Below are 13,234 nucleotides of genomic sequence, written 5' to 3'. Positions count from 1 at the left end.
CCGACTCGCGCTAAACTGCGCGGGTTTTTTAGCCCCCCCATTCCTCCGGAGCCTTCCATGTCCCGCGTTACCCTGAGTCGCTATTTGATTGAGCAGACCCGCAGCAACAACACTCCTGCCGATCTGCGCTTCCTGATCGAAGTGGTGGCGCGTGCCTGCAAGGAGATCAGCCACGCCGTGTCCAAAGGCGCCCTCGGCGGTGTCCTGGGCAGCATGGGCACTGAGAACGTCCAAGGCGAAGTGCAGAAGAAGCTCGACGTGCTCTCCAACGAGATCCTGCTCGAAGCCAACGAATGGGGCGGCCACCTGGCCGGCATGGCGTCCGAGGAAATGGACAACGCCTACCAGATCCCGGGCAAATACCCGAAAGGCGCCTACCTGCTGGTGTTCGACCCGCTGGACGGTTCGTCGAACATCGACATCAACGCGCCGGTCGGCACCATCTTCTCCGTGCTGCGTTGCCCGAACGAGCACCTGAGCCAGAACGAAGCCCTGAACGAAAAGGCCTTCCTGCAACCCGGCACCCAGCAGGTAGCCGCCGGTTATGCCATCTACGGTCCGCAGACCATGCTGGTGCTGACCCTGGGCGATGGCGTCAAGGGCTTTACCCTGGACCGTGAAATGGGCAGCTTCGTGCTGACCCACGAAGACCTGACCATTCCTGAGAGTACCCAGGAGTTCGCCATCAACATGTCCAACCAGCGTCACTGGGAAGCGCCGGTCGCGCGCTACGTGAGCGAGCTGATGGCTGGCGAGGAAGGCCCGCTGAAGAAGAACTTCAACATGCGCTGGGTCGCCGCGATGGTGGCCGACGTGCACCGCATCCTGACCCGTGGTGGTGTGTTCATGTACCCACGCGACAGCCGCGAACCATCGAAGCCAGGCAAGCTGCGCCTGATGTACGAAGCCAACCCGATGTCGTTCCTGGTTGAACAGGCCGGCGGCGCCGCCACCGACGGCCACCAGCGCATTCTCGACATCCAGCCTGAAGGCCTGCACCAGCGCGTAGCGGTGTTCCTCGGCTCGAAGGAAGAAGTCGCCCGCGTCACCGCCTACCACAAGGAATAAACCATGGCCGCGCCCTGGCAGCCCCTGCTCGACTGGTGGTTCGGCTCTGCCGAGAAACCTGCGGACATCGTCGCTGAAAAGGGCAAGCTGTGGTTTGGCAAGCGTGACAGCCAGGACCTCGAGGCGCGCGAGCGTTTCGGGGATCTGGTGGAACAGGCCTTGGCCGGTGGATTGACCGAGTGGGCGCAACGCCCGCAAGGCTGGCTGGCCCTGGTGCTGCTGCTCGACCAACTGCCACGCATGCTGTATCGCGAAACCCCCAAGAGCTTTGCCGGCGACCTGCGTGCCCAGGCACTGGTGGCCCAGGGCATCGCCGCGGATTTCGACCGGCAACTGCCCGCGATGCAGCGTAGCTTCATCTACCTGGTGTTCGAGCATTGCGAGAACCTGGCGGTGCAGAACGAAGCGATCTCCAGGTTCGTCGCGTTGCAGGACGAACAGCCGCCGGAAGATCGACCGGTGTTCGCCGACCAGCTGGACTACGCCGAACGGCATCAGAAAATCATCGCCCGCTTCGGGCGCTTCCCCCATCGCAATCGGATTCTCGGGCGTGAATCGACGCCGGAGGAACTGGCATTCCTACGCGAGCCGGGTTCCAGCTTCTAAATCTTCTGAGCAGCATCAAACGCTATCGCGGGCAAGTCGGATCGCCGCCCGCTCGCTCCTACAGATGCCTAGGTTCTTCTGTAGGAGCGGCCGGTCGACGCTCGATTGCCCGCGATAGGGCCTCAAGCCCCATGAATACTTAGCGCTTGGCGCGCAGCAACCGTGCCATCAGCAAGCTTTGCAGGTCTCGGCGGGTGTCGGCGATGACATGGATGTAGACGGTGGCGTCCCGTACTTCATAGATGATTCGATTCATTCCCGAGAGTATCTGTCGGTAGTGACCGATATGCAGTTGTTCGAGTTCTTCGGGAATCACCCCGGCATAGGGCAGGGTGGCCAGTTGGCGAATGGCCTGTTTCAGGTTGCCGTAGCTGCTTTGCCAGGTGGCGGTGGAGAACCGCTGGGTGAGGTAGGTACGCAACTCGATGAGGTCGGTTTCCGCTGAATGCAGAAGCACTACCTTGAATGTCACAGCTGGTCGGCCTGGTCCAGTTCGGCGAACACATCCTCCGCGTCGCGGAATTGGCCTTCATCGATCTCGCGATTACCGAGGGCGAGGATCTTCAGCAGCGCCATGGTTTCTTCCTGCTGCTCGAAGCTTTTCACATCCATGACCACCAGTTTCGCCTCGCCATTCTGGGTAATGACCATGGGCTCACGGCTTTCGGTGATGGTCTTGACGATCTCGGCGGCGTGGCTTTTCAGGTAGCTGATCGGTTTGATCTGAGAGGAAAGCTTCATGGGAGCATCTCGTCTGGGGAAGCAGGACTGAGTTTAGTCTTTATTCAGTCCTGTGTGCGCCGCGCCAGACGAGTTGAGTGTTGCCGATCGTTAAATGCGGAAACTGCCCACCAGATGCGTCAACCGCGCCGCTTGCTGTTCCAGGTCGGCGCAGGCGCGCAGGGTTGCCTGCAGGTTTTCCACGCCTTCCTGGTGGAGGGTGTTGATCTCGGTGATGTCGACGTTGATCGACTCCACCACGGCGGTCTGTTCCTCGGTGGCGGTGGCCACGGACTGGTTCATGCCGTCGATCTCGCCGATGCGCTGGGTCACGCTGCCCAGGCGCTGGCCGGCCTGGTTGGCGATGCCGACGCTGCTTTCGCTCTCGCGCTGGCTTTCGGTCATGGTGTTCACCGCCTGGCGGGCGCCGACCTGCAGTTCCTCGATCATCTTCTGCACCTGCTGCGCCGAGTCCTGGGTGCGGTGGGCGAGGTTGCGCACCTCGTCGGCGACCACTGCGAAACCACGCCCGGCCTCACCGGCGCGGGCGGCCTCGATGGCGGCGTTGAGGGCCAACAGGTTGGTCTGCTGGGAGATGCTGGTGATGACTTCGAGGATTTGCCCGATGTTCACCGTGTTGCTGTTCAGCGTCTCGATGTTGCCGCAGGAGTCGCTGATCTTCGCCGACAGCTGCTGCATGGCGGCGATGGTCTGGTCCACCACGGCCTGGCCTTCGCTGGCCAGGTTGCGCGCATCGCTGGAGTGCTGCGATGCCAGGGCGGCGTTCTGGGCGATTTCCTGGGCGGCGGCGCCGAGCTGATTGATCGCCGCGGCGACGCTGCTGGTGCGGCTGGCCTGCTGGTCGGAGTTGAACATCGACGAGTTCGAGGCGCTGACCACCCGCAGGGCGACCTCGTTGACCTGGCCGGTGGCCGAGGCGACTTCGCGGATCGAGCCGTGAACCCGTTCGACGAAGCGGTTGAACGACGCGCCCAGGGTGCCGAACTCGTCGTGGCCATGGATGGTCAGGCGCTTGGTCAGGTCGCCTTCGCCCTCGGCGATGTCGTGCATGGCGCGGCCCATCAGGTGCAGCGGTTGCATCAGCACGCGGATCAGCATGCCCAGCAGGCTGATGATGATCACTACGGCGATCAGCATGGCGATGATCGCCGAGGTGCGGAATTCGCTGAGCATCGAGAACGCGGTGTCCTTGTCCAGCACCAGCGCCACGTACCAGTCCGCCGACGGCACACCGTTGACCCGGGTGAAGGAGATGAACTGGGTCTTGCCGTCCAGCTCGACTTCCTTCAGGCCCGGGCTGACCTGCGGAGCGCCATTGGGGTAGGCGTCGCTGAGGTTCTTGAGCACCAGCTTGCTGTCCGGGTGGATCAGGATCTTGCCGCCGGCGCTGACGATGAACGCCTGGCCATGGCCGCCGAAGTTCAGCGAGTTGATGATGGCGCTGACGTTGGACAGGTCGATATCGGCCCCGGTGACGCCGATGAAGCTGCCCTGGTGCTGGACCGGGGTGGCGACGGTGATCACCAGCTTGCCGGAAGAGGCGGCGATGTAGGGTTCGGTGACGATGGTCTGCTGGGCCGCGTTGGCCGCCTTGTACCAGCCGCGGGCGCGCGGATCGTAATCGGGCGCGCGGTTGCCCGCCGGGACCGAGAACATCGCACCGTCCTGGCCGCCGAAATAGCTGAGCTGGAAGTTGCTGGCGTAGGCGGGGAGGCCGACGCTGCGTTTCAGGCCGTCGGCGCCGCTGCCGTCCACGGCGATCTGCTGGGCCAGGGTGTGCAGCAACTGGATGCGGCTTTCCAGCCAGGTCTGGATGTTGCTGCTGGTCAGGCTGCCGAGTTCCTGCATGGAGGATTCGTTGCTGCTGCGCAGGGCTTCGCGCTGTCGATAGTCGTTGAACAGGATAAAACAGACGAACGCAACGGCGACCACAAGAGCGGCGGCAAGCAGGATCTTATGGCTGAATTTCATGTTTCTGGTCATTAAGTGAACTACCGCGAGAGGGTGGTCAGCGAGGGGGCGTCAATTTGCCATAACGGCGGCTTTTGCGCTGCTTTTATGTCGACTGGCCATCACTAAAGATGAGGGGCGTCGAAGCCTGTCCGACGAAATGTCTTTGGCCGTCGCAAAGTGGTTGATTCGGGAGGAAATGCTGGGCGCTGCGTCACAATAAATAGCCGTCTGGCTGGGGAACCAGATGGGGCTTTTCTCTTCTAAGCTTCTGGTTGGCAGCATGCCATCCCCCCGTCCGCCCAGGAGTTTCACCATGTCCCTGCGTTCTCTCGCTCTGTTGTCGTTCTGCGTGCTGTTGGCTGCGTGCGGCAAGATCAATCAGGAAAACTATTCCAAGCTGTCGGCCGGCATGCCCAAGGCCGAAGTTGAAAAACTGCTGGGCAAACCGACCGACTGTTCCGGCGCGCTGGGCATGTCCAGCTGCACCTGGGGCGACAAGAACAGCTTTATCAGCGTGCAGTACGCCGGTGACAAAGTGTTGATGTTTTCCGGGCAAGGCCTGAAGTAAAAAAACCGGGGCCACGTGCCCACGGGAGAAAAATAATGATGCGTTTGCTAGTCACTCTTCTGGCCGGCCTGTTGTTGGCCGGCTGCGCCACTTCCCGGGACGATTCACTGGCGCCCAAGACCGCGAATCACGTCGATCTCAAGCGTTACCAAGGGACCTGGTACGAGTTGGCGCGTTTGCCGATGTATTTCCAGCGTAACTGCGCGCAATCCGAAGCCCGCTACACCCTGTTGCCCGAAGGCAATATGACGGTGCTCAACCGCTGCCTGACCGCCAACTGGCAATGGGAAGAGGTGCGGGGCACGGCAACGCCGCAGGCGCCGGATAAAACCGACAAGCTGTGGGTCGAGTTCGATACCTGGTTTTCCCGTTTGATACCGGGCCTGGCCAAGGGCGACTACTGGGTGCTGTACGTGAGCGACGACTACAAGACCGCCATTGTTGGCAACCCGGATCGTCGATACCTGTGGCTGTTGTCGCGCCGGCCGAATGTCAGCGAGGCGGTTCGCGAGGACCTGCTGAGCAGGGCGCGTCAGCAAGGGTATGACACCACCCGCCTGATCTGGCGTGTGTCGGACTCGGCGATGGCCAAGACCTCGAAGTGAATCCATGCGGGAACCAGCACGCTGGCTCCCGCGGTGACGGCTTCAGCCGAGCAGGTCGCGCAGCACCCGGGTAAAGGCCCGATTGCTTTCTTCCTCGCCTGCGTGACGTCCGTCGCGCACCACCCACTGACCGTTGACCAGCACATCGCGTACCTGACGATCACCGCCGGCGAACAGCCAGCGGTTGAGGATGCCGTCGCCCTCGGCGGTGGCCAGGTAAGGATCGTTGCCGTCGAGCACCAGCCAGTCGGCGCGCTTGCCCACTTCCAGGGCGCCGATCGGCTGCCCCAGGGCCTGGGCGCCACCATCCAGCGCGGCGTCGTACAGAGTCCGGCCAACCATCGGCTGGTCGTTTCGATACAGGCGGTTGCGGCGTTGATCGCGCAGGCGCTGGCCATATTCCGCCCAACGCAATTCTTCCACCACGCTCAGCGATACATGGCTGTCGGAACCGATGCCCATGCGCCCGCCCTGGGCAAGGAAATCCACCGCCGGGAAAATCCCGTCGCCGAGATTGGCCTCGGTGGTCAGGCACAGGCCGGCGATGGCCCGGCTTTGCGCCATGAGGCTGACTTCTTCGGCATTCGCGTGGGTGGCGTGGACCAGGCACCAGCGCTGATCGACCTCGGTGTTTTCATACAGCCATTGCAGCGGTCGGCGTCCGCTCCAGGTCAGGCAGTCGTCGACTTCCTTCTGCTGTTCGGCGATATGGATATGCACCGGGCACAGCTTGTCGCTGGCGGCCAGCACCTCGCTGATCTGCTGCGGGGTGACCGCGCGCAACGAGTGGAAGCACAGCCCCAACTGCTGGGCCGGCTGCCGGGCCAGCAGCGGTTGCAGGCGGCTTTGCAGCTTGAGGTAGTTTTCCGTGCTGTTGATGAAGCGGCGCTGGCCTTCGTTGGGCGCCTGGCCGCCGAAGCCGGAGTGGCTGTACAGCACCGGCAGCAGGGTCAGGCCGATGCCGGCGGCGCTGGCGGCCTGGCTGATACGCAGCGACAGCTCGGCCGGGTCGGCGTAGGGCTGGCCGCTGGTGTCGTGATGCACGTAATGGAATTCGGCGACCGAGGTGTAACCGGCCTTGAGCATTTCGATGTACAGCTGGCGGGCGATGATGCCCAGCTGGTCCGGGCTGATCTTGCCCACCAGGCGATACATCAGGTCGCGCCAGGTCCAGAAGCTGTCGTTGGGGTTGCCGGCCACTTCCGCCAGCCCGGCCATCGCCCGCTGGAAGGCGTGGGAGTGCAGGTTGGGCATGCCCGGCAGCAGCGGGCCCTGGAGCCGTTCGGCGCCTTCTGCGCTGGCATCGGCCTGGATGTGGGTCAACAGGCCGTCGGCGCTGACCTCGAGACGTACGTTGTTGGCCCATCCGTTAGGCAGCAGTGCGCGTTCGGCAAAGAAGGCGGACATGGTTCAAGCACCCCGTCGTGTGTTATTTGTATATACATATACAGACGTTTGCCTGCTCGGTAAACTCCGGCAAGCTAGTGGCCTTCTTCGACAAACAAGGATTTCCCGTGCCGACTCCGCCCGCCAACTCCCCGCTGGCCGCCCATCTGGGCGATAGTCCGGCGCCCCTGTACGCCCGCGTCAAGCAGATGATCACTCAGCAGATCGAGAGTGGAAACTGGCCGCCGCACTACCGTGTGCCCTCGGAAAGCGAGCTGGTCAGCCAACTGGGTTTCAGCCGCATGACCATCAACCGCGCCCTGCGCGAGATGACCGCCGAAGGCATGCTGGTGCGCATGCAGGGCGTGGGGACTTTCGTCGCCGAACCCAAGAGCCAGTCGGCCTTGTTCGAGGTGCACAACATCGCCGACGAGATCGCCTCGCGCGGCCATCGCCACACCTGCAAGGTCATCACCCTGGGTGAAGAGACGGCCGGTTCCGAGCGCGCCGTGGCCCTGGAAATGCGCGAAGGGCAGAGGGTCTTCCACTCGCTGATCGTGCATTTCGAGAACGATATCCCGGTGCAGATCGAGGACCGCTTCGTCAACGCGCTGGTGGCGCCGGACTACCTCAAGCAGGACTTCACCCTGCAGACCCCATACGCCTACCTGAACCAGGTCGCGCCGCTGACCGAGGGCGAGCATGTGGTCGAGGCGATTCTGGCCGAGCCGGAAGAATGCAAGTTGCTGCAGATCGAGCGCGGCGAGCCGTGCCTGCTGATTCGCCGCCGGACCTGGTCCGGCCGCCAGCCGGTGACCGCCGCGCGCCTGATCCACCCGGGTTCTCGTCACAGCCTGGAAGGGCGGTTTCATAAGTAAGGGGCATCAATGACTCAGTTGAACGTTTTGCGCGCGGCCAGCTACCCGCGCATGCCGTGGAAGAACGGTGGCGGCAGCACCGAAGAGATCACCCGGGACGCCGGCGTCGGCCTGGAAGGTTTCGGCTGGCGGCTGTCGATCGCCGATATCGGCGAGTCCGGCGGCTTTTCCAGCTTCACCGGCTACCAGCGCATCATCACCGTGCTGCAAGGCGCGGGCATGACCCTGACGGTGGACGGCCAGGACAGCCGCGCACTGTTACCGCTGGACCCCTTTGCCTTCAGTGGCGCCAGCCAGGTCGCCTGCACCCTGATCGACGGGCCGATTCGCGACTTCAACCTGATCTACGCGCCGGACCGCTACAGCGCTCGCTTGCAATGGCTGCAGGGTGGCCAGCGTTTCTTCACCCAGGCCAGCACGGTGCTGGTATTCAGCGTGGCCGACGAAATGCGCGCCGACCTGGGTGGTGGTGTCGCCGCCTTGCTGGAGCGCCATGACTGCCTGCAACTGCTCGATAACCCCGGCCTGCGGGAAGTCAGCGTCAGCGGCGCTTGCTGCGTGATCGAACTGACGGCCATCTGACCTGTAGCCGCTGCCGCAGGCTGCGATAAGGCTCGAAGAGCCTTCCGGCCTGCAAAGAGCGCGTCTCCTTCGGAGTCGATCGCAGCCTTCGGCAGCGGCTACAAAACCCTCCTGTTTCTCTCCCTCCCTGATGTTGTTTCCCTCGCGCACCAATTTGTTACCGAACGCCCCAGCGTGGCGCAAGGCTCAGCCGAAGTAACAGCGCTCACATCTCTCGCCACATTCCCCGCGAAAAAATAATCGACGCTGAAACCCTTGATCCAAGGGCCTCTCCAGCATTTCCAGAGATTTTCTTGAAGGTGCATTCAACGAGTTGGCCGCTCGATTGCATATGCTTGTATGTACAAGTAAAGACGTATGCGTATGAGTCGCTGAAGACTCTTCGCAGCGTCCCCTGATTCGCTTGCTGCGCAGCGCCCTGCGCGCAGGCACGCTCGCCCACTGCCTGGGTTGGTTTGGATTGATCGCTGAGGAGTTTTTTCGTGACTGAGAATAAACCTACGAAATACCGGAACGTCGAAATTCGCGCTGCCCGCGGCAACAAGCTGACCGCCAAGAGCTGGCTGACAGAAGCGCCGCTGCGCATGCTGATGAACAACCTCGATCCGGAAGTCGCCGAGAACCCGAAAGAACTGGTGGTCTACGGTGGTATCGGCCGCGCCGCGCGCAACTGGGAGTGCTACGACAAGATCGTCGAGAGCCTGACCAACCTGAATGACGACGAGACCCTGCTGGTGCAATCCGGCAAGCCGGTCGGCGTGTTCAAGACCCACAGCAACGCACCGCGTGTGCTGATCGCCAACTCCAACCTGGTACCGCACTGGGCCACCTGGGAACACTTCAACGAACTGGATGCCAAGGGCCTGGCCATGTACGGCCAGATGACCGCCGGCAGTTGGATCTACATCGGCAGCCAGGGCATCGTCCAGGGCACCTACGAAACCTTCGTCGAAGCCGGTCGCCAGCATTACAACGATAACCTCAAGGGCCGCTGGGTCCTGACCGCCGGCCTCGGCGGCATGGGGGGCGCCCAGCCTCTGGCCGCGACCCTGGCCGGCGCCTGCTCGCTGAACATCGAATGCCAGCAGACCAGCATCGATTTCCGCCTCAAGACCCGCTATGTCGACGAGCAGGCCAAGGACCTGGACGACGCCCTGGCGCGTATCGCCAAGTACACCGCCGAAGGCAAGGCGATCTCCATCGCCCTGTGCGGCAACGCGGCTGAAATCCTCCCGGAAATGGTCCGTCGCGGCGTGCGTCCGGACATGGTCACCGACCAGACCAGCGCCCACGACCCGCTCAACGGCTACCTGCCGGCCGGCTGGACCTGGGAGCAGTACCGCGAGCGCGCCAAGACCGAGCCGGCGGCGGTGGTCAAGGCGGCCAAGCAATCGATGGCCGTGCACGTCAAGGCCATGCTCGACTTCCAGAAGCAGGGCATCCCGACCTTCGACTACGGCAACAACATCCGTCAGATGGCCCAGGAAGAGGGCGTCGAGAACGCCTTCGACTTCCCTGGCTTCGTACCGGCCTATATCCGTCCGCTGTTCTGTCGCGGCATCGGTCCGTTCCGCTGGGCCGCGCTGTCGGGCGATCCGCAGGACATCTACAAGACCGATGCCAAGGTCAAGGAACTGATTCCGGACGACGCGCACCTGCACAACTGGCTGGACATGGCGCGCGAGCGCATCAGCTTCCAGGGCCTGCCGGCGCGTATCTGCTGGGTTGGCCTGGGCCTGCGCGCCAAGCTCGGCCTGGCGTTCAACGAAATGGTGCGCAGCGGCGAGCTGTCGGCGCCGATCGTGATCGGTCGCGACCACCTGGACTCCGGCTCGGTATCCAGCCCGAACCGCGAAACCGAATCGATGCAGGACGGTTCCGACGCTGTGTCCGACTGGCCACTGCTCAACGCCCTGCTGAACACCGCCAGCGGCGCGACCTGGGTTTCCCTGCACCACGGCGGCGGCGTCGGCATGGGCTTCTCCCAGCACTCCGGGATGGTAATCGTCTGCGACGGTACCGACGAAGCGGCCGAGCGTATCGCCCGTGTGCTGCATAACGACCCGGGTACTGGTGTCATGCGTCACGCCGATGCCGGTTACCAGATCGCCATCGACTGCGCCAAGGAACAGGGCCTGAACCTGCCGATGATCACTGGCAAGTAAGCTCCCGGCGGATTGCCGCCAGGATCAGGGAAGAAGCCGTCGCACGCTGTAGTGCGGCGGCTCGGTCCATGTAGCAGAGCTTTGACATGACAAGAATCTCCCGGGAGAACAATAACGATGTCCACGGCCAGCGATAGCTCCAAACCCCTGATCGAACGGCGCTCGATCAACTACATCCCCGAAGTCGAACGCCACGGCAAGCTCTACAGCCAGTTCACCCTGTGGCTGGGGGCTAACCTGCAGATCACGGCCATCGTCACTGGCGCTCTGGCGGTGGTGCTGGGCGGTGATGTGTTCTGGTCGTTGATCGGCCTGCTTATCGGTCAACTGCTGGGCGGCGGTGTGATGGCGTTGCACGCGGCGCAGGGGCCCAAGCTCGGCCTGCCGCAGATGATCTCCAGCCGGGTCCAGTTCGGCGTCTATGGCGCGGCCATCCCGATCGTCCTGGTGTGCCTGATGTACCTGGGCTTCACCGCCACCGGCACCGTGCTTTCCGGCCAGGCGCTGGGCCAGCTGTTCGGCGTCAGCGACAGCGTCGGGATCCTGATCTTCGCCAGTGTCATCGTGCTGGTCACGGTGCTGGGCTACCGGGTGATCCATTTCATCGGTCGCGCCGCCAGCGTCATTGGCGTGATCGCCTTCGTTTACCTGTTCAGCCGCCTGATGAGTCAGACCGACGTTGGCGCGCTCCTGGAAATCCGCCACTTCAGCTGGAGCAGCTTCCTGCTCGCGGTGTCGCTCGCCGCGTCCTGGCAGATCGCCTTCGGCCCCTATGTGGCGGACTATTCGCGCTACCTGCCGAGCAAGACCTCCTCGGTGAAAACCTTCCTCGCCGCTGGCGCCGGCTCGGTGATCGGCGCGCAGGTGGCGATGATGCTCGGCGTGTTCGCCGCGGCCATGGCCGACGGGCAGTTCGCCGGCCACGAAGTGGCCTACATCGTCGGCCTGGGCGGCAGCGGTGCCACCGCAGCGCTGCTGTACTTCAGCATCGCCTTCGGCAAGATCACCATCTCGACGCTGAACTCCTACGGCAGCTTCATGTGCATCGCCACCATCATCAGTGGCTTCCGTGGCCACCTGGAAGTGACGCGCCTGCAACGGCTGGTGTTCGTGCTGGTCATCGTCGGCACCGCGACCCTGATCGCCTTGCTCGGCCAGCACTCGTTCCTCGGTGCGTTCAAGTCTTTCATCCTCTTCCTGCTGGCCTTCTTCACCCCGTGGAGCGCGGTCAACCTGGTGGACTACTACTGCATCACCCGCGAGCACTATGACGTGCCGGCGCTGGCCGATCCGAACGGCCGCTACGGCCGCTGGAACATCCTCGGGATCAGCGTCTATGTGATCGGTGTACTGGTGCAGCTGCCGTTCATCGGCACCAAGTTCTACACCGGCCCGCTGGTGGAAGCCCTGGGTGGCGTGGATATCTCCTGGATCGTCGGCCTGGTGGTTCCCGCGGCGCTGTATTACGTCTGCGCGAAGAAATGGCATGGCGCTGTACCCGATCGCCTGATCCTGCCGGTAGAGCAGGACTCGATCACAGAACAAAAGCTGAGTGGGGCAGGCCGCGCTACTGCGGTCTAGACCTGATTGGACGTGGACGGGCTGGATGCCTCTTAACTGCCGTAATCCATTTCAATGATTGGGAGCGTCACACAATGAAAATGAATAAGACCCTGCTGACCACTTTGCTTTCCATGGGCCTGCTGGCCAGCGCCGGTGCTACCCAGGCGGCCGGCTGGTGCGAGTCCGGCAAACCGGTGAAATTCGCCGGCCTGAACTGGGAAAGCGGCATGTTGCTGACCGACGTGCTGCAAGTGGTCCTGGAAAAAGGCTACGGCTGCAAGACCGACAGCCTGCCAGGCAACTCCATCACCATGGAGAACGCCCTGAGCAGCAATGACATCCAGGTTTTCGCCGAGGAGTGGGTCGGTCGCAGCGAGGTCTGGAACAAGGCCGAGAAGGCCGGCAAGGTGGTCGGCGTCGGCGCTCCGGTGGTGGGCGCCATCGAAGGCTGGTACGTGCCGCGCTACGTGGTCGAAGGTGATGCCAAGCGCAAGCTGGAAGCCAAGGCCCCGGACCTGAAGAACATCGCCGACCTGGGCAAGTACGCCGCCGTGTTCAAGGACCCGGAAGAACCGAGCAAAGGCCGTTTCTATAACTGCCCGGCCGGCTGGACCTGCGAGCTGGACAACAGCGAGATGCTGAAAAGCTACGGCCTGGAAAGCAGCTACACCAACTTCCGCCCAGGCACCGGCCCGGCGCTGGATGCCGCGGTGCTGTCGAGCTACAAGCGTGGCGAACCGATCCTGTTCTACTACTGGTCGCCAACCCCGCTGATGGGCCAGGTCGACCTGGTGAAGCTGGAAGAAAAGCCGGGCGTGGACAAGAGCGTGACCATCAAGGTCGGCCTGTCGAAGACCTTCCACGAACAAGCGCCTGAGCTGGTGGCCGTGCTGGAAAAGGTCAACCTGCCGATCGACCTGCTGAACCAGAACCTGGGCCGCATGGCGAAGGAACGTATCGAATCGCCAAAACTGGCGAAAATTTTCCTCAAGGAACATCCTGAAGTCTGGCACGCATGGGTGAGCGACGACGCAGCCAAGAAAATCGACGCGGCCTTGTAGGTAGAGCCTTTCCGGCTGCCTGAACGGTAGCCGGGAGCCTTGCCGCAACCCACTTGAT

General features: G+C 62.9%; 13 protein-coding genes and 1 pseudogene. 9 read left to right on the top strand and 5 right to left on the bottom strand.

Translation table 11 applies throughout. The annotated features are described in order from the left end of the window. The first annotated feature begins 57 nt into the window (after positions 1 to 57). Together NRG23_RS17265 and NRG23_RS17260 are read left to right on the top strand one after the other, a co-directional pair. A complete protein-coding gene (locus tag NRG23_RS17265; protein ID WP_009046552.1) occupies positions 58 to 1,068 on the top strand; it encodes a class 1 fructose-bisphosphatase in 1,011 nt (336 codons plus the stop codon). A gap of 3 nt (positions 1,069 to 1,071) precedes the next feature. Continuing rightward, entirely contained in the window at positions 1,072 to 1,674 is a 603-nt protein-coding gene (locus NRG23_RS17260) for a DUF924 family protein (protein WP_103331343.1), read from the top strand. 139 nt (positions 1,675 to 1,813) lie between these two features. Here NRG23_RS17260 and NRG23_RS17255 read toward each other — a convergent pair whose 3' ends face one another. The 4 genes and pseudogenes from NRG23_RS17255 to NRG23_RS32865 form a co-directional block, all read right to left on the bottom strand. Continuing rightward, entirely contained in the window at positions 1,814 to 2,146 is a 333-nt protein-coding gene (locus tag NRG23_RS17255) for a type II toxin-antitoxin system RelE/ParE family toxin (RefSeq protein ID WP_009046554.1), read from the bottom strand. Next, the gene (locus tag NRG23_RS17250; protein ID WP_257371462.1) at positions 2,143 to 2,415 is read right to left on the bottom strand and encodes a type II toxin-antitoxin system Phd/YefM family antitoxin; all 273 of its coding nucleotides are present in this window, start codon (positions 2,413 to 2,415) and stop codon (positions 2,143 to 2,145) included. The genes NRG23_RS17255 and NRG23_RS17250 overlap by 4 nt, the downstream gene beginning before the upstream one ends. 90 nt (positions 2,416 to 2,505) lie before the next feature. Beyond that, the gene (locus tag NRG23_RS32870) at positions 2,506 to 3,270 is read right to left on the bottom strand and encodes a methyl-accepting chemotaxis protein (protein ID WP_371920941.1); all 765 of its coding nucleotides are present in this window, start codon (positions 3,268 to 3,270) and stop codon (positions 2,506 to 2,508) included. A gap of 141 nt (positions 3,271 to 3,411) precedes the next feature. Next, positions 3,412 to 4,263 (bottom strand): annotated as a pseudogene (locus NRG23_RS32865) (cache domain-containing protein); the annotation flags it as partial. 418 nt (positions 4,264 to 4,681) lie between these two features. Here NRG23_RS32865 and NRG23_RS17240 point away from each other — a divergent pair. After that, the gene (locus tag NRG23_RS17240) at positions 4,682 to 4,936 is read left to right on the top strand and encodes a hypothetical protein (protein WP_007925924.1); all 255 of its coding nucleotides are present in this window, start codon (positions 4,682 to 4,684) and stop codon (positions 4,934 to 4,936) included. 35 nt (positions 4,937 to 4,971) lie between these two features. Further along, entirely contained in the window at positions 4,972 to 5,541 is a 570-nt protein-coding gene (locus tag NRG23_RS17235; protein ID WP_009046557.1) for a lipocalin family protein, read from the top strand. A 42-nt stretch (positions 5,542 to 5,583) separates the two neighbouring features. Here the strand turns inward: NRG23_RS17235 and NRG23_RS17230 are convergent, their stop codons facing one another. Further along, positions 5,584 to 6,948, bottom strand: a complete 1,365-nt coding sequence (locus tag NRG23_RS17230; protein ID WP_009046558.1) for a formimidoylglutamate deiminase — start codon at positions 6,946 to 6,948, stop codon at positions 5,584 to 5,586. A gap of 188 nt (positions 6,949 to 7,136) precedes the next feature. Between NRG23_RS17230 and hutC the strand changes: the two genes are divergently transcribed. The 5 genes from hutC (at position 7,137) to NRG23_RS17205 (ending at position 13,176) form a co-directional block, all read left to right on the top strand. Beyond that, the gene (gene hutC / locus NRG23_RS17225) at positions 7,137 to 7,805 is read left to right on the top strand and encodes a histidine utilization repressor (protein WP_231999351.1); all 669 of its coding nucleotides are present in this window, start codon (positions 7,137 to 7,139) and stop codon (positions 7,803 to 7,805) included. A gap of 9 nt (positions 7,806 to 7,814) precedes the next feature. Then, positions 7,815 to 8,387 carry a HutD family protein gene (locus NRG23_RS17220; RefSeq protein ID WP_041985480.1) on the top strand — a complete coding sequence of 191 codons (573 nt, stop codon included), beginning with the start codon at positions 7,815 to 7,817 and terminating at the stop codon, positions 8,385 to 8,387. A gap of 482 nt (positions 8,388 to 8,869) precedes the next feature. Then, complete coding sequence (gene hutU / locus NRG23_RS17215; protein WP_009046561.1) at positions 8,870 to 10,552, top strand: urocanate hydratase; 1,683 nt, start codon at positions 8,870 to 8,872, stop codon at positions 10,550 to 10,552. A gap of 117 nt (positions 10,553 to 10,669) precedes the next feature. Further along, positions 10,670 to 12,133: a cytosine permease gene (locus NRG23_RS17210; RefSeq protein ID WP_257371460.1), complete on the top strand. Its 1,464-nt coding sequence runs from the start codon at positions 10,670 to 10,672 to the stop codon at positions 12,131 to 12,133. A gap of 74 nt (positions 12,134 to 12,207) precedes the next feature. Then, a complete protein-coding gene (locus NRG23_RS17205; RefSeq protein WP_038582785.1) occupies positions 12,208 to 13,176 on the top strand; it encodes an ABC transporter substrate-binding protein in 969 nt (322 codons plus the stop codon). Positions 13,177 to 13,234: the final 58 nt, after the last annotated feature.

Origin of the sequence: Pseudomonas sp. T8, from assembly GCF_024610635.1 — a bacterium.
Lineage (GTDB): Bacteria > Pseudomonadota > Gammaproteobacteria > Pseudomonadales > Pseudomonadaceae > Aquipseudomonas > Aquipseudomonas chlororaphis_I.
Note: the sequence above shows the minus strand (reverse complement) of the source record. Positions and strands in the feature narration are given on the sequence as shown.